Source organism: Salinivibrio socompensis S35 (assembly GCF_000513715.1).
Taxonomy (GTDB): Bacteria; Pseudomonadota; Gammaproteobacteria; order Enterobacterales; family Vibrionaceae; genus Salinivibrio; species Salinivibrio socompensis.
Window position 1 is genome coordinate 1 of the sequence record NZ_AQOD01000134.1, and the last position, 20,355, is coordinate 20,355.

Genomic DNA, 20,355 nt, shown 5'->3' on the forward strand with positions numbered 1-20,355 from the left:
GCAGTTCAGGACAGAATTGGTAGAGAGAGTCATGTAAGATATTGAGTTCGCACATCTTGTTGTCTGATTATTGATTTTTGGTGAAACCATTTGATCATATGACAAGGTGTGCATCTACCTTAAATTGATGATTTTTATCTAAATCATCAGGGGATTCCTCAGCGTTTAACAACTGCAACCGTAAAAGCGAAGATAATAAAAAGGGAAAAGTAGCGAAAAGCGAGATCATGAGATCTGGAGAGGAAGGTATACGTTGGGTGAGCTAAGGCGCGCTGAACCCAAGCACCTTACTGACGATTCAGTAAGGTGCAGGCCGTCTTATCATCACACAGGATGCGTTAAACATTCGCCCATCTGCATACCAATGGCGCGCAATACGTCACGCCGCGTGATGATCCCCACTAATTTACCCTCATCAACCACCGGATAAAGCTTAGGTTTCGTCGGCGCCATCATTTCGGCCAATTTAATAATACTGTCTTCAGACGCTACCGCTAGCGCGTTGGGAGTCATACAATCTGACACAGAATGTGAATCTTGGCAGTGATAACTGTCTCGTAGTAGTTGTTGCAACATATCTTGTTCAGAGATAAAACCGACCAAACGCTTGTTGGCATCAATGACCGGCCCCCCCGTTTGTTGGCTGCGAAGTAACTTTTCGAGCGCACTCGACAGCGGCATGTCCTGCGAGAATGTAACCGGTCGCTTGTTCATATAATCTTTGACTGTGATCGACTCCATGTCGCCTCCCAAATCGTTATGACATTATCCATTCACTCTTTCAGTGTCGTCTAAGTTGGCAAAATGTCTAAATCACTTTAAACAATTTGTGTTATCGAGCAAACCAGTCATCAAAAATGGTCGGAGCTTAATCCAAACTACCAACCGAGTAGCGGATATAATTTTCCTGTTTTCACCGCTTGATGGGCGTTGTCGATAGTGCCATCTTGCGCCCACTCAGCAAGCACTGGCCGAATAATTGCTTGGGTCGTTTGCCAATCTTGACCGGGTTTGACGGCATCAAGGTACAACAGCTGCAAAAGTAGGCTATCGAGTCCAGTGAGTAACTGCTGCGGGCTCTGATCGTTAAAAATAGATGGATAAACTCGGTCATCGTCATTGGGTAAACCCATTACCTGCGTCAGCTCTTCCACCACGCAAGTCACCAACTTCCCTTTTGAGCGCGCTAAATCGACAGGGATCACCACCGCGGCATAACGAATCACTCCGTTCCTATCGACCTTAAAGTTCGCGGCACATGTCGCATCGTTTAATGGCGAGACATTGTCAGTCGCAAACTGTTTGCGGGCATCGTCTAAAAAACGTGCGTGATTGGTAAATACGATCGATAAATTGGCACGTTCTGGTTTATCGGTTGGGATGAATACTATCCCGGTGATCGATTGCAAATGACTCAGGTGGTAAGCCACTAAATTATCGTGCAGTTCACTGTCACTGATGGGATGAGCAATATGATATCGAATCGGTGCTTGCCATTTTCGGATACTCTGCTCTCCTTCAATATATTCACTTTTAAATGCAATTCGGTAAAAAGCGTCAAGGATATAGTCGGGCGATTGCCACGCCCGCTCACTCGCATGGGCCGAGACGATCCATAAGCAACTCATCACTATCAAACTCTGCCACCCTCGGCGATACATAGCATCACTCCTCAGTCTTCATCGCTTTACCTAGGGTCGGCACAAAAACAAAATAAAAATGGAATCCATGTTCCATTTTTCTAGACATATTTTGAACCAGATCGACACTATGACACCAATCACATTTTACTCTAGCAATGGCTATGGATAGTAACCAAGATCTTTCATGTTTAACGAGGATATTATGCGTAAAACGCTACTTGCCTTATTTATTCCACTTGCGTTGCCTGCTTATGCAGCCAATATTGTTGATGCTGCCAGCATTGATTTGAGTCAGGCGCTTACACCTGCTCAATCTCACAGTGCCATGATGAATGGCTCAGCCTTAGGTTACCAAGAGCAATCGCGCCTCAGCATTGGTGAACAATCTTTGGTTCGTAAACAACAGCTTCATCACGGCATCCCTGTTTATGGTTACTCGGTGGTTGAAAACACATCGGCACGCCGTTTTGCACCGGATGTAAAAGGCGAGGTGGTGACAGACATTGCGTCTGATATTGGCAGCACACTCCCTATGCTTAATCAACAACAAGCCATTGCCATTGCTCAAGGTGGATCTAGCCAACATACGCGCCAATTTCAGCAGCCAGATGCGAATACGCAGCTATTGATTTGGCTCAATGATCAGCAAACCGCGCGCTTGGTGTATAAAGTTGACTATTTGGCCAGCGATAACGGCCATCCGTCACGTCCAATTAAAATCGTCGATGCAAAATCTGGCGATATTCTGGATAGCTGGGAAGGTATTGCCCATCTAGACGCGAGTGGTCCAGGGGGGAACCAGAAAAGTGGCCGATTTAACTTTGGCCCCAACACGCGGCTCGGTGGATTCCAGGTGAATAGTCGCTGCCAAATGGACAGCCCTGACGTCAAAACCGTTAATATGAACAACCGTGAATGGGGTGGACAGGTTCACCAGTTTACTTGCCCCCAAAATACCTATCGCCAAGTCAATGGCGCCTACGCGCCGATGAATGATGCGCAGTACTTTGGTCAGCAAGTTTTCAACATGTATCAAGATTGGCTAGGTGTGCGTCCTATTCGCCAGAAACTCACGATGCGTGTGCACTATGGTCAAGGCTACGGTAATGCGTTTTGGGATGGTCGTCAGATGACCTTTGGTGACGGCAACCGCAGCATGTATCCGTTAACTACTTGGGATGTGATTGCGCATGAGGTAAGCCACGGTTTTACTGAACAAAATTCAGGACTCGAATATCGCGGTATGTCGGGAGGCATGAATGAAGCCTTTTCAGATATCGCTGCAGCGGCGCTAGGCCAGTATGTATTCGGCGACTTTAACTGGAAAATGGGTGAAGATGTGATGAAGCATAGCGAGGCGATGCGTTATTTCATTGATCCCAGCAAAGACGGACGCTCCATTGGTCACGTTGATCGCTACTATCAAGGCATTGATGTTCACTTAAGCTCAGGGATTTACAACAAAGCCTTTTACCATTTGGCCACCAGTGAACAGTGGAATATCAAAAAGGCATTCCGCGCCTTTGCTACCGCTAACCAACTATATTGGCAACCTAACTCGAGCTTCCAACAAGGCGCGAATGGTGTGTGCGAAGCAGCTAAAGCTCTCAATTATTCAGCGGGCGCGGTCAGTCAGGCCTTCGCGGAAGTCGGTATTGAGATGCAAAATTGCCAAAGTGATGGCGGCGGCACACCGACACCCGATCCAGAGCCTGAACCGCAACTAAAACCGCTCACCTTAGATCAGCCAGTGCAAATTCAAGGCACAGCGGGCAGCGCCAAGCAGTTTGTGGTCCAAAACGCCCCTCGTGGCACCGTTTGGCTACAAACGTATCACGGTCAAGGGGATGTGGATTTGTATGCGGCTGTCGGTCGCCCGGCCAGCGCGAATGATCATGATTGTCGTTCAACTCGTTCAGGTAACGAAGAGTATTGTGGCTTTAGCCAAGTTCAAGGCCAAGATATTTATGTCACAGTCACCAGTAACCGTCACTACACAACGAATGTCCTGGCACGAGTGGATGATCGCGGTGTAGAAAAAAACCGCTGTGCCAATATGCCAACCTGGGGTAACTACAATTATTACTCAGCCGGCGTACAGGTTCAGTCTCAAGGACACTTCTTCCTAGCAGCACAGGACAACTGGGGCATTGATCCCTTTTCCAATCAATGGGTCTGGCACTATCAAGGACGCTGCCAAGGCTAACTCTCATCGCGGTCGGCGCAATACCGGCCGCTTTATTATTTCCTTCTCAGTGAGATATTACCCCAGGACTGTGATCCGCTCGCGATTCTTCCAGACACGTTTTTATGACATTCGCATTACTGTGTATCTACATCTATGTTAATGATTATTAGTAAAAATCAAGACACATGGATACAATTGATGCGAATAACTCCTTTCTCAACAGTTTGGCACTGGCGTCGCCTCACGCCGCTATTACTCCTCGCTCCCACCTTGTCTGGGCCGCTGAGGTCAATACATCGTCGATTCATTACCCAACCATGCTCATGGGGCTACTCGGGGGGCTTGCCCTTTTTTTATATGGTATCGATACATTATCTAATGCGCTAAAAAGTATTGCGGGTGAAAAATTAAGAACGGTATTGGCCAAATTAACATCGAATCGAGTAACGGGGGCTTTAACCGGTGCTGGTGTGACGACCGTGATTCAATCTTCATCAGTGACGACTGTGTTAGTCATTGGCTTTATTTCTGCGGGGATAATGTCACTTACACAAGCGGCTGGCGTCATCATGGGTACCAGTGTAGGTACAACCATTACGGCTCAAATTATCGCATTTAAGATGACTAACACAGCATTTGTACTTATTGCTGTTGGTTTTTTGCTTCAGTTTTTACAACTTTCCCCAAGATTAAAACAAACAGGAAAAATGCTATTTGGCTTAGGGCTTGTATTCTTAGGCATGAACATTATGGGTGATGCCATGTCTCCCTTAAGAACTTACACCCCTTTCGTTAATGCAATGACTAAAATTAACCATCCATTATTTGCGATTGCTATTTCGGCGATTTTTACTGCGCTCGTTCAGTCTTCATCGGCAACAGCGGGCGTTGTCATTGTGTTGGCAAGCCAAGGATTAGTCAGTTTAGATGGCGGGATCGCTCTGGTTATGGGAGCAAATATTGGAACGTGTATCACTGCATTACTCGCCGCTATCGGTAAGTCTGCTGAAGCAAAGCAAGCGGCGCTCATTCATACGCTTTTTAATATTACAGGGGTTTTGTTCTGGCTCCCCATGATTCATTTACTCAGCCAATGGAGCATCGCCCTGTCTCCAATTTACCCTGAATTAACCGGGGTAGAAAGACAACAAGCCGAACTGCCTCGGCAACTTGCTAACGCATACACTTTGTTTAGTGTGCTTAAAACCATTACGTTGCTTCCATTTATTAACCAATTTATCTGGATCGTGAAAAAACTCATTGTTAAAAAACCCCATAAGCTCTCTGTAGAAGCGCTCAAAGCGTTGCCCAAGTATTTATCCAAAGAACTACTGATCACACCAGACATTGCCATGGATCAAGCACAGCTTGAAATAGGCCGTGTCGGTCGCAGAGTCTGTAACATGATGAATACCCTACCGCCTCTCACCTCCAAACTGGCGACGCAACAAGAGCAAGACACGGCAGTGGCAGCACTGGAAAAAATAGATAACTTAGAGCAGCAAGTGGACATACTGCATGAGCATATTCTGTTCTACCTTGGTCAACTGCGTAAAGAGCCACTTTCCCAAGCGCAAAGTGATCGCCAAATCATGTTAATCAGTGTGACCGATCAACTGGAAAGTATCGCGGATCTCATCGAGGACACCCTCGTCCCCATCATGGATAAGTCACTTCATGCGGACATTAAAATCAGCCATGAAATGCAATCGACGCTTGATGAAATCCAAGATAAGGTGACGCATGCTTTACTCGATAGCGTTAATGCGGTTCGACGTGGCGATAGTAAACGGGCTAAGCAAGTACTCAATACCAAACGTGCCCTGAACGCACTGTTAGATAAAGTCCTGGCTCATCAGGCAGAACGTTTGGTCGAGCATCATCCTAATCGTCTTCAGCTGTTTAGTATTGAAATGGAGTGGACCGAATCGCTGAAGCGCGTGTTTACCGTGACCAAACGGATTGCCAAGTTGCATTTGCGTGAAAAAGAGACGTAATGGTGAATAAGTAACTGATAAGCAAAACAAAGTGGAACTAAGCCCTAAGATTTGGGCTTTATTGCCCCAAACTATCTAGAAAATCGTTATAAAAGCTCCGACCAAATTAAACGAGGAGCTTGAAATGTCTTATGTCTTTCCTTCCCGCCCCAAGCCTCTTTCGGCACTTATCGCGCTCGCTGCGCTAAGTAGCACCAGTGCATGGGCGAGCGAGTCATGCGAGGTTGCCGATTTAGCGGCGAGCAATACGCCTATACAAACAATCATGAGTGCTGAGCGAAGTTGCTTTACCAGCTGGTACGACACCACCTCTATTCGTTATAGCAGCATCTATCAAGAAGCCTTTGTCAGCAAAGTGGCGCAACGCTTGTCGCAAACCGTAGCCCATTATCAGGGCGAGGAAGCCCAAGCACGCCAAATTGCTAATTTAGCCGAGTATGTGCGAGCGGCCTACTATGTTCGTTTTTACGCTGATAAAGCGACTCCCGACTTTTCTGATGCACTAGACGACCGCCTTGCTGAGGCGATTAATGCCTTTCTAAACTCACCTTATGCCACAGAAAAAGGGAGCGCTCAGACCGATGCCTTACACGGTCTGACGCTAATGGCAGATAGCATTAAACGCTTACCGCAGACCTTGGACTTACAAATTCAACTGCTTGAGAACCTCAAGCGAGATCGCTTATCCGAACGCCGTTACGCAGATGCGCTCAACAACATTTTCCGCGCCATGCCGGCCACCAATCACGTCAAGATTTTTACGATGTGTTAGCCGCCGATCTCTCCTTGATCGATCGTCTCTACCAATTTGTCATTGATAATCCTCAATTATCAGAGAGCGACCACGGTGCTTTATTAGTGTCGAATACAATCCGTGAAATGGGTCGCTTATTAATCGCCCCACAAACCAGTGTGCAAGATCGTGTGATTACCCATTATCGCGACCTGCTACCACGTTTCCCGCTGGGCGGTAAAAACGACGCGGTATGGGTTGGCATGGTTGAAATGGTCGACGCGTTTGCCCCCGACAAAATGGCTGAGTTAGGCCTTTCTGATGCAAAAGCGACGTTGGAAGCCAACATCGTTCCTTACCGCCACCAATGTGACGGCCCCGCGATCATTCGCTCACAAAGTATGACACAAGCGCAATCGCAACAAGCCTGTGAAAGCCTACACCAAAAAGAGGGGGCTTTTCATCAAACGGTTAACTCAGGGTATCAAGCTGTCGCTGATGATCTAAACGACAGCGTTGAAGTGGTGGTGTTTGATAACCCTACGGATTATAAAACCTATTCATCGTTCTTGTTTGGCAACTCAACCGATAACGGAGGCCAATATTTAGAGGGCAACCCAGCGGCTCCTGACAACCAAGCACGCTTTATTGCCTATCGCAATGACGATGGCCAGTCGCTTTCCATTTGGAATCTCGAGCACGAGTACGTTCACTATCTTGATGGTCGCTTTAATATGTACGGCGATTTTAATGACGTGCTTCGTCATGGTCATACCGTGTGGTGGCTTGAGGGTTTTGCCGAGTACATGGCGCATGGTGACGATTATAACGACGCCGTGCGCTTGGCAAAGAAGGCGGCTACTCACTCAGCGACGTGTTTGCCACCACCTACCAACATGATGTCAATCGTGTGTATCGTTGGGGTTATTTAGCCGTCCGCTTCCTCTTTGAGAAGCACCCAGAAGCCGTCAACAGCTTGCTTGAAGCTGGACGTACCGGAAAGTTCGAGCAGTGGGCGAATTTGGTGAAAAACTATGGTAATCAATACGATCACGCGTTCGCGCAATGGCTGACAACCTTAGACAGCACTGGTGGGGGTGAGCCGCCTCGTCCTGATCCTGAACCACAACCTGAGCCTGAGCCTGAGCACCCAGACGTCACCACCCTTTCTCTCGGACAAACCGTTACTATTAGCGGGCAGGCATACAGTGAACACCTCTATCAGATCGACCTTAACCGTGCCGCCACTGCGCTCACCTTTAGTATTGCGGGCCAAGGCAATGCGGATCTTTACGTCGCCAAAGATCGCCAGGCGCATTATTATGACTTTGACGCCACAGAGTGGAATCAAACCAGTCATGAAACCGTGACGCTTAACGATGTCGAGCCAGGTCGGTATACCTTGAGTGTCACAGGGCGCGGTGACTTTAGTGATGTAACCGTCAACGTTACAGCGAAAGGACAAGTCGAACCAGAACCTACGCCAGAGCCAGAAAAACCGGCAGGCACGGATGATTTACGCCCGACGCAGCTCAATGTCGCCAGCCCCAACAGTGTAAACGTCTACCAACGCCGTTACCTCTACGCCGATGTCCCTGCGGGTGCGACCAAGGCGCAAGTCTGGGTGATGGCCGACGGTGACGCGGGAGATCTAAGCATATTTGCGGCTGAAGATTACTGGCCAACACAAGCGCAAAATCAAGCCGCCTCTGACGTGCCAGGGAGCAACCAGTACATCGAAGTCGATTTACGTGACCAGCAACGTCTACACTTGCTGCTCGCGGGCGATGGAAGCCGAAGCCAAACCGATGTGCGTGTTTACTTTCGCTAAGCGCTAAGCACTAAGCACTAAGCAACTAAGCAACTAAGCAACGTCAATATTATCAAGCGCTACCCCAGGTGGCGCTTTTTTTTGCCATCACACAAATAGAAAGAGGAAAAAAACAGATGGATAATTTCTGTTTTCGTTTTTCCACATACAGAGATAATACGTCACTTAGAGCTGCAACATCCGTCGTTTTGGGGTTGATAAGGAGATAACAATGACCGAATGGGAAAAGATGTGCCAAGGACTTATGTTTGATGACAGCGATGGATCCATTGATATCAGACGAGACCATGCCACACGAACCTTATTAGCCTTCAATCAAAGCGTCGATGCGGCGACAAGAAAGCAACTACTTCGCGAGCTATTAAGCACCATCGGCGAAGGTTCGGTGATACAACCACCGTTCTATTGTGAATTTGGCGAGACCATTCGGGTTGGCAGCAACACCTTAATCAACATCAATGTCACCATGCTCGATGGCGCCCCGATCACAATTGGCAGCCATGTGCTGATTGGTCCCAATACGCAGTTTTACACCCCGACGCACTCTCTCGATTATCGAAGCCGCCGCACATGGGAGACATGGTGTAAACCCATTGTAGTCGAAGACGATGTGTGGATTGGCGGAAATGTAGTGATCTGTCAAGCGTCACCATCGGGGCACGCAGCGTAATAGCCGCCAATGCAGTGGTTAAACACGACGTGCCACCTGACAGTCTTTACGGCGGCACCCCTGCACGTTTCCTAAAGACACTTAATGGCAATGGACAGACAAATTAATCTGGCTAATAAATTAAGGCCGCACCTTTGGGAGCGACCTTTTTACTGACAGCTTGCTCGCCCTGCTTACTTCATAGGTTTGATGGTCAATTCGGCATTGTCGAAACCGAGGCTCGCGAGTTCATCGGGGTCAAAGTTAGAAATCAATTCCACCCCATTTGCTTCGCCAGTCGTGGTCATTGGCGAAATAGAGCGCTTAACGCGAGAGGAGGCCGCTTTACCAATCGGCTTCGCTTGGCCAAGCTCAATGGTACCTGCATACTGGGATTCTGCAGAAAAGTCACCTGATACATAGGAATAGAACGGACGCAAGCTCTTCCCTGTTGCCCACTGCATGCTTTCTAGGCCATATTTTTCAACCGCCCAGCTCCAGTCCCACCATTTCACTTCGCCAGGAATGTAACGGTGATGCCACTGGTAAGCAATATCGTGCTCTGGCTGGCTGCTACGTCCCATGGTAAAGGTATGTCGTGAAGTGGGACGATTTTCAGGATGCGAGTGCCACGCGTTACCGCTCCAACGCAAGAAGCCGTCAAAGGTCACGTCATAACTAATATCGGCGCCAAAGCGATACGGATAAGAGATGCTCGACCGATAGAGCTCGACGCGAATAGGGATCTCGGAGTTCGCCGGAACAAATGGACGCGCTTGTAACGTCACCTGCTCACTGCTCGAGCCACCATTGCTATTAGCAAAGCTTTGATTCGCCTCAAATGAGATAGTGAGCTTGGTTTTGCCTACCAATGGCCACTTAAATTCGTTTTCTGTTTGTACTTTTTGCGCAAATCCATAGGTGTTGGTTTTCGACCAATTGGTGGCCTCATCGACTTTGAGGTCAACGACCACTTGTTGGGGCTCGTCGAGGTTGTTTCGAGCGACAGCAGAAATGGTTTTGACGAGTTGTTTGTCAGACTCAACCACATCACCATGCCAGAAGTCACTGTCATTTAGGTATAAGCAAAATTATCGACCTTGATAGTCGTTTTCTCGTCACATCGATATCCATCACACCCTCCATCATTGTTACCGCGAATGAACCATTGGTCGCCGGAACGCCAAACGTTCATGTCTTCACCGACATAATCACTGTGGTTGCCACCTACCCACGCATAACCAAGGTAATACGCGAGATAACTCAGCGGTTTGACAAATTCACTGCGGTTGTTGACCAGTGAATATTGGACATCGAGCTCTGTGCCTTCCGGTACGCTTTGAGCCGCGTAATCCGGAATTTCCCCCTCATCATTGAGAGGATAACACCATGTATCTTTCGTTTGGCCGTAGTGTTTGATTTCACCGTTATAGCCGCTGCCCATGATCGCCCAATCGCCTTCGAGTCCAGCGATTTGCCATTTCCCCATGCGATCCATCAAAAGTGGCGGTGGTACTCGCCTCGTCTGCCGTTAATGGCCGATAGTTGGCTCGGCATTGGTCATCGCCTAAGGTATCGAGCACAATTTGGTCAGGATAGACTCTCGCCTGTGCAACCCCCGCACTGACGAGCACTGCGATGGTCGAGAGAGTCAAGGTTGTTGTACGTAAGATTGTCGCCATTTGACGTCTTCCTTTTGTTAATTGTTATTAGCTAGCTTATTAGCGAGCGCCTTGTCGGCCATTCGAAAACTGACTCTTTTGACTCTTTCATAGCCAATAACAAAAACAAAATGAAAAACGATGATTTAAATTCCCTCTATATTTCATTACGTTAAGTTGAGTTCACATTTATTCTCATAACGTAAAACGTGATATTTATTCAGGAATAAAATTTATACGAAAATAGCTAAACAAGCCCAATTAGAGTTAACGCTCTATTATTTAAGCATGGGTTTCTATGGTAGGGAGTCGAAATAATAAGACGTTACAAATCCTACTCGACAAGTCTCATAAAAATAAAGTGAATACTCTATTTTTATTCCCCAGCAAGAAATTGCTCAATTTCATGAGTGGCATGCTCGATATTGAAAGACGAATATCGGATAAGCACACTGCGATTCGTCTTTCTTGAGACAAAGTGAATCGTGGCATACTTATGCTTTTTTTCTAGGTAGACGAGACAATCACACTGACTGTGGGTTAAGAATTGCTCCATGGGAAAATCAAGCCGTGTATCTTGAGGATAGAAAACATAAAGGCTACCGACACGTTTCTGTGTCAGCCCGCCTCGCTGAACCAAATCACTCCAACGCCAGCCATTGATTTTTCCCACCACAAACACGCTGCTCGCCACACATGCTAGTAACATCAATGCCATCACAACACACTGGCGTATAGGTTTACTCAATAGTGCCTGATTGTCAGTGTCATGCCTCGACTCAGCAGTGGAGATATCTGTTACTGAGTTAGTCGTTACTGGTGGAACTTTGGTTTGCTCTACGATCGGCCGCGCCTCGCTGACAGTCTTGGCTTCTACCATACCCTCGACAATGCGATAGCCTTGCTTAGGCACGGTAACCACCAAAGTCGGGTCCGCACTGATCGCCATTAAGCTTCGTCTTAGCGCACTGATCGATTTGGCTAACGATGTTTGACCAATGTATTCATTGCCCCATGCGTAACAAATTAAAGTTTGCTTACACACAGTCTGCGGGGCATGCAACAACAGGCATTCCAGCACCAAGGCTTCGCGGAAGCCAAGTCGGGTGGATTTGTGGTGTTGATGGAGCTTCCTAGCTACGGCGTCGAAATAAATCATAAGCTTTTTCTTTTGATTATAAAAAACTCAATAATTCATTGCGATAGTAAACGTTTTAATTAGAAACAAGATCACATTTTACATAAAAGTGAGATCTAATCTATTAATAGAAAAAATAATAACCACAATAGAAATAAGCGATTGAATGGATAGAAACGATAATGAACAGCTCAAAAAGAGCCCATTATCTATACAAAACAGACAAATAAATCAGACAAAATTTTTTCAATAATGTCAAATTACTGATTAATGAGAAAATTATCACTGTGGCACTTATTGTATAATGCGCTATATAATACTGAGTGTTTACTCAAAAGGTTGGCTATGACAATGAAACAGATCTATCGCGCATTACTCATGCTAGCAGCCGTGTTTTCCGCTTCGACTTTCGCGGCGGTCGGCCCCTATAAGGTGGTACTGATTCACGGCTTTCAGCCTGATCAACTGCAAAGCCGCCCCGATCACGAGCAGGTCGCGCAAGATGGCGCTAACTATTGGCAAGATTACTGGCTGCAGTACGCCGATGCACGTATCGATTGGCCGGCCAATGAGCGCATTGAAGGGAAAATCGCCTCAGATTATCTTTGGCCTGCGCTAAAAACCCTTTCAGAGCAAGAGACCTGTTTGTCCGGCTGTCTTTTAGTCACACATTCTACCGGCGATTTGGTGGCACGCTACCTGTTAGATAATCAAGAAAATTGGCTAATCAACGCGGGTCTTGAGCCGCTCAATATTGTCGCCACTTTTGATTTTGCTGGTGCCGGTGGTGGTGTCGAAATGGCAGACATTGCTGTTAATGTGGCCCAAGGTGGCGGCTGGCTTAATCACGCAATGAAGAAAGCAGTATCGCTTTGGTTGGGACAATTACCGAACAAACAGAACATTGGGGTCCTGAATGATTTGAAAGTTGCCAATGCACGTCAACTGTCGATGTGGCCAGATAATCGTGTTCCACGAATTCGCTTTGTCGGTAATGGATCTGACTTTTTCGGCGCAACGTCTCCCTTTATCCCAGGCAGTGATGATGGTGTGGTTGCCGCGCATTCCGCTTGTGGTGCGGCCGACGCGGATGCATTTGATAGCTGCTCTACCGCGATCGAATTTGATGGCAAACTTGGATACGTTAACAAGGGCGCACGACGTTTTATGCCCATGCACTACCCGTTGCTCATGGGACATAAATACAGCCATCTCACGATTTTCAAGTCAGCATATAAAGGCAAAGTTACCGCCACCGATCCTGAGCTTGAGCTTGGCGATCGGTCACGTATCTCGGTTGAAACCGTAGATAAAGATGGCTGGTTTGGCAACAAATACCGATACGTCCGGGATTCAGATCGTGACACCTTATCAGAACTCGTGTTTGCTCTCCCGCAATAAGCCGAGCGTTCCGTGATGGAATCAACAAAGCTGCACTTTGTAATGATTGTGCAGCTTGTCGGATTTCTTACCTTTCCTCGCTCGTGATAACTTATTGGTTACACGTTGATTTGGGGTTGCAATGACTAGATTACTCTTAGCAGTAACACTGATAGGCTCGATGGGAATAACGGCCTATTTGTGGCTTGATACACCGGAGTCGATTTCTGCTGGCTCGTCTGACAACACGACGCTGAAACCAAGTAACCGTGCCCAAAGTGCCCCCTCACTCAACAAAAAATCAGGCGAAGAATCAGCCACGACGTTCGTACAACACACCCGCCCTGCTGAACCAGATACGATCCCAGCTAGCACGGAAAGTTCGCTTCGTTACATTGCATCGGATTATGCGGAAAAAATCCAACACCCGCCTTATTCGGTACCGATCACCTCGCCACAGAGTCCTTATTTACACTGGAATCGACACATCAGCACACCGGTTCCCATCCTTGATGGCACATATAAAGCAGCGCTCAAATTGAGTCAATATCGCTACTTTTATCCCGAGCCAATACAAGCATCACTGGTTGCTTCTTTGCCTGTTAATCAAACCGTCTTAGAGATTATTGATGTCAGAACCAACCAAGTCATTGAGACAAAGACCGTATCGGGAGACACGTGGCAGATTGAACCAGAAGACGACTGGCCGATGGAGTTACGCCTTAAGGCGACCCTAGACTTTGAGACTGGAAATGATGTGCTTACTGCCGATTTTAGCTGTATCAGCCCGTTGCTCAGTTACTTGCAGTGAAACCCGTTTTTGGTCGTGATGCCGATATGATTATCCCCTTACAACTTGATGTCGATAAGGCTGGTATCTATCGCGTTCGCGCCAATTTGTTCACCAAAGACAACGAACCCGTCGCGTTTCTCACCACCAAAAAGCAACTCCCTGAGGGTGAACATACCGTTGAATTAAAAGCATTTAAGCAAGCGTTACGTGGCTTCGATGAGCAATGGCAGTTGAAAAACATCGTTCTCGAGCGCATGTCAGGCTACCCTGGTGAGCGCGCCCAATTTGGCATAAGCCTAACGACACCTATTCATTGGGCACCTTTGAGATCGACCAATTGTCGGATACCCCCTACCAAATGTCCGAGCAAGAGCGCATGCAGCTCGAGTTTTTACAACAAGCCGCGCATTAGCGTTGATACGAGGGTGGTCTCGATGGTTTACTGACCATTCGCCCATTCTCGTGCCGTTGTAATACAGCGGCGTACAACGTGTGCGGTATTGGTACGTTGCCATGCCAGCACCACTTGGCTGCTCAAAGGCATCTGTAAAAGCGACACCACAGAGACGTGATCACTCAGCTGGGTCGTTAGCGAAGCGGGAACCAAAGCCACGCCAAATCCGGCCGATACCATTGCAGTCGCAGAATGAAGTTGTGGTGCAAGCGATGCAGACGACGGTGTGAGCCCTGCGCTTTTTAATGCATCAGACAGCGCATCGTGAAGTCCAGGACCGATATCTCGAGGAAAGAGAATGATCGGATCCTTGCCTAGTTGTGACAACGTCACGCTTTGATAAGTAGCAAGGGGATGATCGGCAGGCACAACCAGTTTGAAGGGATCATCAAATAAAGCAGTATGCGCAACATGTTCACTGGCATAACAAGGCAAACGTAAGAAAGCCAAATCCACTTCTTGTTGTCGGAGCGTTTCCACGAGCGATGGCATAGGCTGCTCAACTGGCTGAAAGTCGACATCAGGGTGGTGTTCCTGCAAGCCTCGCACCAACTCTAATACCTGTTGACTGACCACCGTCGAGCTGGCAAAACCAAGGCGTATTTGGTTACGCTCCCCACGGGCGACCTGCTTGGTCCGCTGCACGGCGTGATCTAACTGGCTGAGAATTTTCACTGCATCCTGATAAAGCACCGCCCCTGCCGGTGTCAACGACACGCCGCGCGGCAAACGCTCTAATAATGGCACACCAATCTCTTGCTCTAGCTTCTTAATTTGTTGACTCAGTGGCGGCTGAGCAATACCCAGTTTCTCAGCCGCGCGCGTAAAATGCTGGCACTCGGCCACGGTGACGAAATACCGTAAATACCTAAACTCCATCGTCATGCCTTAATGCTGCGCATTATCATCTGTTTGGATTCAGTATCTTAACACGTTTTCTCTGTGCCATATCTTTTCGATATCAAAGCCAACGTTATTTGTATTGGCGTCTACCTCTTCGAGCTCCCATCATCAAGATTCGGTTTTAACCTAACTGACTTCGGTTTATAAGGACGCTTTATGAGCACCCAAACCTGCCACTGCGCAGAACATGTCGCCGCCGCCTATCTCAAGCATCACCAACAAACGGGAGAAGGTGAGATCTATCAAACCTCATTGATGAGTGCCTTGATTGATGGCGTGTATGAAGGCGATACCACCATGGCCGATCTGCTCGAACATGGCGACTTTGGCTTAGGGACCTTTAACCAATTGGATGGTGAACTCATCGCCTTTGACAAGACGATTTTTCAACTACGCAGCGACGGCTCGGCAAGGCACGCAGACCCTGAGCAAAAAACACCGTTCGCCGTGATGACCTTTTTCAAACCTGAAATAACACAACAGTTTGATCACCCCATGTCGCGCCAAGAGCTGCACAATGTCATCGATACCTTGGTACCGAGCGACAATATTTTCTGTGCCGTCCGCATTGATGGGGCTTTTGAGCATGTACGCACCCGCACCGTGCCAAAACAAACACCCCCATACAAACCGATGCTAGAGCTATCGCCGCACAGCCAGAATTTCGTTTTGATCACGTCAATGGCGTAATGGCTGGATTTCGCAGCCCGCAATATACCCAAGGCATTAATGTCGCCGGTTACCACGAGCATTTTATTACTGACACACGCCAAGGCGGCGGCCATGTCCAAGATTACGAGCTGGCATGCGGGACGTTGCAGATTGGCCGCGTGACCAAATTAGCCATTGATCTCCCCACCAATGCAGACTTTTTGGGCGCTAACTTAACGTCAGAGAACATTCACGCCGCTATCGAACAAGCAGAAAAATAATATCACCTCCCACAGGGAGTTAACCTCACGAGGAGCCCAACATGACAACAACAACGCATTGGGACACAGGCGCACAACTGGTCGCAACCCACTTAGAACGCCAAGGTGTCGATTATATTTTTGGTATACCCGGCGCAAAAATCGATCGTCTTTTCGATGCCATTGAAGACACCAACATTAAAATGATCCCGGTTCGCCATGAGGCGAATGGCGCGTTTATGGCCGGCGTCATTGGCCGCTTAACCGGTAAAGCAGGCGTTACCATGGCTACATCCGGCCCTGGCTGTACGAACCTGGTTACCGGACTGGCTACCGCTAATTCCGAAGGCGATCCGGTGGTCGCTTTAGGTGGTGCGGTGAAACGGGCCGACCAACAAAAACAAACCCACCAAAGCTTAGATACCGTCAGCATTTTCAACTCGGTGACCAAATACAGTGCCGAAGTGCAAGCCGGTTCAGCCACCTCTGAAATACTTGCCAACGCCTTTCGTGCAGCGGAAAGCGGTCGTCCGGGGGCTGCGTTTGTCAGCCTACCCATGGACATTCTTAACCAGCCTGTAGAAAGTGGCATACTCGCGCCTTCATTCCCTGCGCCGTTAGGCGTCGCCGACACGCGTTCTATCCGCGAAGCGGCCAATAAAATCAAAGCCGCGCGTAATCCGGTATTTTTACTTGGCCTTCAAGCCAGCCGCCCTGAAAATGCCGCTGCTATTCGCGCCCTACTCAATCGCACCCAGCTTCCCGTCATCGGGACTTACCAACCGCTGGTACTGTTGATATTATGCTACTATCAACGCTTTGCTGGCCGTGTCGGCTTATTTAATAATCAGCCAGGCGATCTCTTGTTGGCTAACGCTGATCTGATTGTCACTATCGGCTTTGGTCCCATTGAATATGACCCTGAGCTTTGGAACACCCAACACACAGACATTGTCCATATCGATGTAGCCCCCGCAGAAATCGAGCATTATTACCGCCCTAGCGTTGAATTAGTGGGTCAGATAGATCCGACGCTCAATGCGCTCACTGAGCAGCTCGATCATCAATGGTCGATGCCCGCCTCAACGGTGGATCTGCTTGAAGAAGTGGCCCACCAGCGCCAAGCTATTCGGGCATACAATCGTTCACATCAAGATTTTGCCATGCACCCACTGCACTTAATCAAGGCAATGCAAGATGTGATCACCCCAGACACAACTCTGTGTCTTGATATGGGGAGTTTCCATATCTGGATTGCGCGCTATCTCAACTGTTTTCGCTCTCGGCAGCTATTAGTGTCTAACGGCCAACAAACCATGGGCGTTGCCTTACCGTGGGGAATTGGCGCTAGCTTGCTCAATCCCGACCGCAAAGTGGTATCCGTGTCCGGTGACGGCGGGTTTATGCAATCGAGCATGGAGCTTGAAACGGCAGTACGCCTTAAGTGTAACTTGCTGCACATCATCTGGGTCGATAACGCCTATAACATGGTAGAAATGCAAGAAATCAAAAAATACCAGCGCTACTCAGGTGTGAAGTTTGGTCCGATTGATTTTAAAGCCTATGCCGAATCCTTTGGTGCAAAAGGCTTTGCGGTCACACGACAAGAAGATTTAGTCACCCAACTGAAACAGGCCATGGATACCCAAGGCCCCGCTGTCATCGCCATTCCTGTCGACTACAGCGATAACTTTAAGCTGATGGCCCCACGCGAAGCCGGCAGCATGGATCCGGTATTTGCTTGATAGATAACGTATTGGGTAAAACATATAGCTTAGCAGATTATAAATATTCGATTCAGATCAAATACTTATTCCACAAACCTGCGTAAGCTTATACATCTCTTAGTATAAAGAAACTTTACGATAACAATGGAGCTCATTATGGCAACGACCCCTCGCACGGTAACGTCTCCGAAAAAATTCATCATCGGAACCGGCCTACTGGCACAATTGCCAGAAAGCATTCAAGACTTTGGTTCTAACGCGTACATTATTTGCGATGAGTTCTTTCTCGATCAGGTGAATCAAACATCGCTTCCAGCCATTGAGCGCGCAGAAGGCTTAGCGGCTCATGTCGAGAAATTTCAATACGAATGTACCCAGCAAGAAATCGACCGTAACCTTGGCATCGCAGACCAACAAAAAGCCAATGTTATTGTCGGTATTGGTGGAGGGAAAACCCTAGATTGCGCCAAAGCCGTCGCGTACGAGCGAAAAGTGCCGGTTATTTTATATCCCACCATCGCCTCAACCGATGCTCCTTGCACCGCCTTGTCGGTGATCTACAAACCTGACGGTGAGTTTGACCGCTACTTATTCTTGCCACAAAACCCGGACGCGGTGATTGCCGATACAGGTATTATTGCCAATGCGCCAGCACGCTTCTTTGCCGCGGGCGTAGGCGATGCGTTAGCAACCTATTTCGAAGCACGCGCCTGTTATCGTGCCGACGGTGTTAACTTGGTTCAAAAGCGCCCATCACGCACTGGCCTAGGCCTCGCTCAGCTTTGCTATGAGTTACTCAGCGAAAACATTGATGCCGCCATGGACGCATTAGCCAGCAAAGTGAGCACACCAGCACTTGAGCAGATGATCGAAGCAACGATTTATCTTAGCGGTGTGGGCGCAGAAGCTGGCGGTCTTGCCGCCGCGCACGCGGTGAATAATGGGATGACCGCGGTGGCCGATTTGCACCATGCCCAACACGGTGAAAAAGTCGTCTTTGGCTTGCTGACGCAATTGGTGCTGGAAAATGCCCCTAAAGAAGAAATTGATAATGTGGTTAGAATTATCAAAACAGCGGGTTTGCCACTCACGCTCGAGCAAATGGGACTAAAAACCTTTATTGAAGAAGAGTGGCGTCAAGTTGCGCGCATCGCTTGTGCAGACGGTGACACCATGGGCAATATGCCAATGACAGTCAGCGAAGAAGATGTCTATCACGCCATGTTAGCCGCAAATAATATGGCAAAGCGGTATTCGGCGGCCTAAACCCCATCGACCTACTGACTCACCAAGCGTCCGTTTTACCGGGCGCTTTTTTATGAAGCGCTGTAAGTAGACGCGATGTAATCAGGCGCATAGCTCAGTAAGTTAGCGCGTTTACGCCAGATGAAAATCAATCACAAACAACGGGGGACGTTCTGGGTAGATTTGCAAAAGTAGCGCCTTTAGCTCGGTAAGCGACATCCCCTCTTGTTCAGCATGACGGGCATTAATATCATCGAAGGCTAGCGGGGCAACGCTGTCGATCACCACATCACAAACGTAATGATCGGTATCAAGCTGATGGACCGACACCCGTGTGCCGGGTTGATAGTGGCTCTCTGACTCATCGCGAATCGTGATGGTTTTTACGCCTGTGGCCACCATCGGCGTTAAGGTGGAGAAAAGGTGATTTTGGTAGGGGCAGTCATATTGTTTTCTTCCAAAGCTATGTCTCCAGAGCTATGTATCCAGAGCTATGTATCCAAAGCGATCTTCATCTAACGTGCGCGACGATCAACAAAGCCCACGCGCATAGGCACGTGCTTATTCTGACTCGCAACATTACGCCATCATCGGCACCAGCACAAGTGTGCCAATAATCACGGTGATTAACCCACATAATACAGGCACCGAGGTGCGTTTCACCACTTCAAATGGGCTGAGTTTTGCCATCCCAGAGGTAGCCACGATCACCCCAGATACCGGTGAAATCGTACGACCAAGGTTAGACGCTTGCAGCATAGGGATAATCAAAAAGGCCGGATTAAGACCCATCTTCGCGGCCAATGACGGTGCGAGTTCAACAAAGGCATAGAAAGGCGCATTACCAGAGCCCGTAGCCACCGCAGCGGCAACAGTGAGTAAAGTAAGAAGCATCATCAATGCAATGCCACCGGCCCCTGCGCTTTCTGCTAGGCCGAGTAAGTTGTCAATCGCACCAATCGACATCAAACCTTGTGCAAACACGCCGGCGGCGACCAATAGCATCACCACGCCCTTAAACGCATCCGCCATGCCTTCATAACACGCCATCCAGGTCTTCTAGCGTTTTGCGACCATTAAAACGTTTGGTGGCGAAGTCGAC

General features: G+C 48.3%; 14 protein-coding genes and 5 pseudogenes. 12 read left to right on the forward strand and 7 right to left on the reverse strand.

Annotation, left to right across the window (positions count from 1 at the left end):
- Positions 1–324: 324 nt before the first annotated feature.
- Both DZ54_RS0114020 and DZ54_RS0114025 read right to left on the reverse strand, forming a co-directional pair.
- Complete coding sequence (locus DZ54_RS0114020; protein WP_025674749.1) at positions 325–741, reverse strand: CBS domain-containing protein; 417 nt, start codon at positions 739–741, stop codon at positions 325–327.
- Positions 742–878: 137 nt separating this feature from the next.
- Positions 879–1,661 (reverse strand): DUF2927 domain-containing protein, encoded by a 783-nt coding sequence (locus DZ54_RS0114025; protein ID WP_025674751.1) that lies wholly within the window; start codon positions 1,659–1,661, stop codon positions 879–881.
- Positions 1,662–1,845: 184 nt separating this feature from the next.
- Between DZ54_RS0114025 and DZ54_RS0114030 the strand changes: the two genes are divergently transcribed.
- The 6 genes and pseudogenes from DZ54_RS0114030 (at position 1,846) to DZ54_RS21960 (ending at position 9,169) form a co-directional block, all read left to right on the forward strand.
- Positions 1,846–3,849 (forward strand): M4 family metallopeptidase, encoded by a 2,004-nt coding sequence (locus DZ54_RS0114030; RefSeq protein WP_025674752.1) that lies wholly within the window; start codon positions 1,846–1,848, stop codon positions 3,847–3,849.
- Between the two features lie 167 nt (positions 3,850–4,016).
- Positions 4,017–5,828: a Na/Pi cotransporter family protein gene (locus tag DZ54_RS0114035; RefSeq protein WP_025674753.1), complete on the forward strand. Its 1,812-nt coding sequence runs from the start codon at positions 4,017–4,019 to the stop codon at positions 5,826–5,828.
- A 124-nt stretch (positions 5,829–5,952) separates the two neighbouring features.
- Positions 5,953–6,600 carry a M9 family metallopeptidase N-terminal domain-containing protein gene (locus DZ54_RS23685; protein ID WP_051416036.1) on the forward strand — a complete coding sequence of 216 codons (648 nt, stop codon included), beginning with the start codon at positions 5,953–5,955 and terminating at the stop codon, positions 6,598–6,600.
- A 233-nt stretch (positions 6,601–6,833) separates the two neighbouring features.
- Positions 6,834–7,570: pseudogene (locus tag DZ54_RS26255) on the forward strand (collagenase); the annotation flags it as partial.
- A gap of 15 nt (positions 7,571–7,585) precedes the next feature.
- Positions 7,586–8,392, forward strand: a complete 807-nt coding sequence (locus DZ54_RS26260; RefSeq protein WP_240474017.1) for a PPC domain-containing protein — start codon at positions 7,586–7,588, stop codon at positions 8,390–8,392.
- A gap of 211 nt (positions 8,393–8,603) precedes the next feature.
- Positions 8,604–9,169, forward strand: a pseudogene (locus DZ54_RS21960) (sugar O-acetyltransferase).
- A 66-nt stretch (positions 9,170–9,235) separates the two neighbouring features.
- Here the strand turns inward: DZ54_RS21960 and DZ54_RS21965 are convergent.
- Together DZ54_RS21965 and DZ54_RS0114055 are read right to left on the reverse strand one after the other, a co-directional pair.
- A pseudogene (locus DZ54_RS21965) lies at positions 9,236–10,723 on the reverse strand (aerolysin family beta-barrel pore-forming toxin).
- Between the two features lie 355 nt (positions 10,724–11,078).
- Positions 11,079–11,861, reverse strand: coding sequence for a transcriptional regulator (locus DZ54_RS0114055; RefSeq protein WP_025674754.1), 783 nt, complete (start codon positions 11,859–11,861; stop codon positions 11,079–11,081).
- Positions 11,862–12,191: 330 nt separating this feature from the next.
- Between DZ54_RS0114055 and DZ54_RS0114060 the strand changes: the two genes are divergently transcribed.
- The 3 genes from DZ54_RS0114060 (at position 12,192) to DZ54_RS23705 (ending at position 14,459) form a co-directional block, all read left to right on the forward strand.
- Entirely contained in the window at positions 12,192–13,241 is a 1,050-nt protein-coding gene (locus tag DZ54_RS0114060) for a hypothetical protein (RefSeq protein ID WP_025674755.1), read from the forward strand.
- Positions 13,242–13,362: 121 nt separating this feature from the next.
- A complete protein-coding gene (locus tag DZ54_RS23700; protein WP_128080538.1) occupies positions 13,363–14,031 on the forward strand; it encodes a hypothetical protein in 669 nt (222 codons plus the stop codon).
- Entirely contained in the window at positions 14,028–14,459 is a 432-nt protein-coding gene (locus DZ54_RS23705; RefSeq protein WP_051416040.1) for a hypothetical protein, read from the forward strand. Before DZ54_RS23700 ends, DZ54_RS23705 begins: the two co-directional genes overlap by 4 nt.
- Here DZ54_RS23705 and DZ54_RS0114070 read toward each other — a convergent pair.
- Positions 14,453–15,346, reverse strand: a complete 894-nt coding sequence (locus tag DZ54_RS0114070; protein WP_025674757.1) for a LysR family transcriptional regulator — start codon at positions 15,344–15,346, stop codon at positions 14,453–14,455. The two genes, DZ54_RS23705 and DZ54_RS0114070, sit on opposite strands and share 7 nt — an antisense overlap.
- Before the next feature lie 279 nt (positions 15,347–15,625).
- On the opposite strand from DZ54_RS0114070, the pseudogene budA reads away from it, so the two are divergent.
- From budA to DZ54_RS0114085, 3 genes and pseudogenes are all read left to right on the forward strand, one after another.
- Positions 15,626–16,302, forward strand: a pseudogene (budA, locus tag DZ54_RS21975) (acetolactate decarboxylase).
- 41 nt (positions 16,303–16,343) lie between these two features.
- A complete protein-coding gene (gene alsS / locus DZ54_RS0114080; protein WP_025674759.1) occupies positions 16,344–18,026 on the forward strand; it encodes an acetolactate synthase AlsS in 1,683 nt (560 codons plus the stop codon).
- A 138-nt stretch (positions 18,027–18,164) separates the two neighbouring features.
- Complete coding sequence (locus DZ54_RS0114085; RefSeq protein ID WP_037330538.1) at positions 18,165–19,274, forward strand: glycerol dehydrogenase; 1,110 nt, start codon at positions 18,165–18,167, stop codon at positions 19,272–19,274.
- A 111-nt stretch (positions 19,275–19,385) separates the two neighbouring features.
- Here DZ54_RS0114085 and yqfB read toward each other — a convergent pair whose 3' ends face one another.
- Together yqfB and dcuC are read right to left on the reverse strand one after the other, a co-directional pair.
- Positions 19,386–19,655: a N(4)-acetylcytidine aminohydrolase gene (gene yqfB, locus DZ54_RS21980; protein ID WP_051416041.1), complete on the reverse strand. Its 270-nt coding sequence runs from the start codon at positions 19,653–19,655 to the stop codon at positions 19,386–19,388.
- A gap of 177 nt (positions 19,656–19,832) precedes the next feature.
- Positions 19,833–20,355 (reverse strand): annotated as a pseudogene (dcuC, locus tag DZ54_RS21985) (C4-dicarboxylate transporter DcuC); the annotation flags it as partial.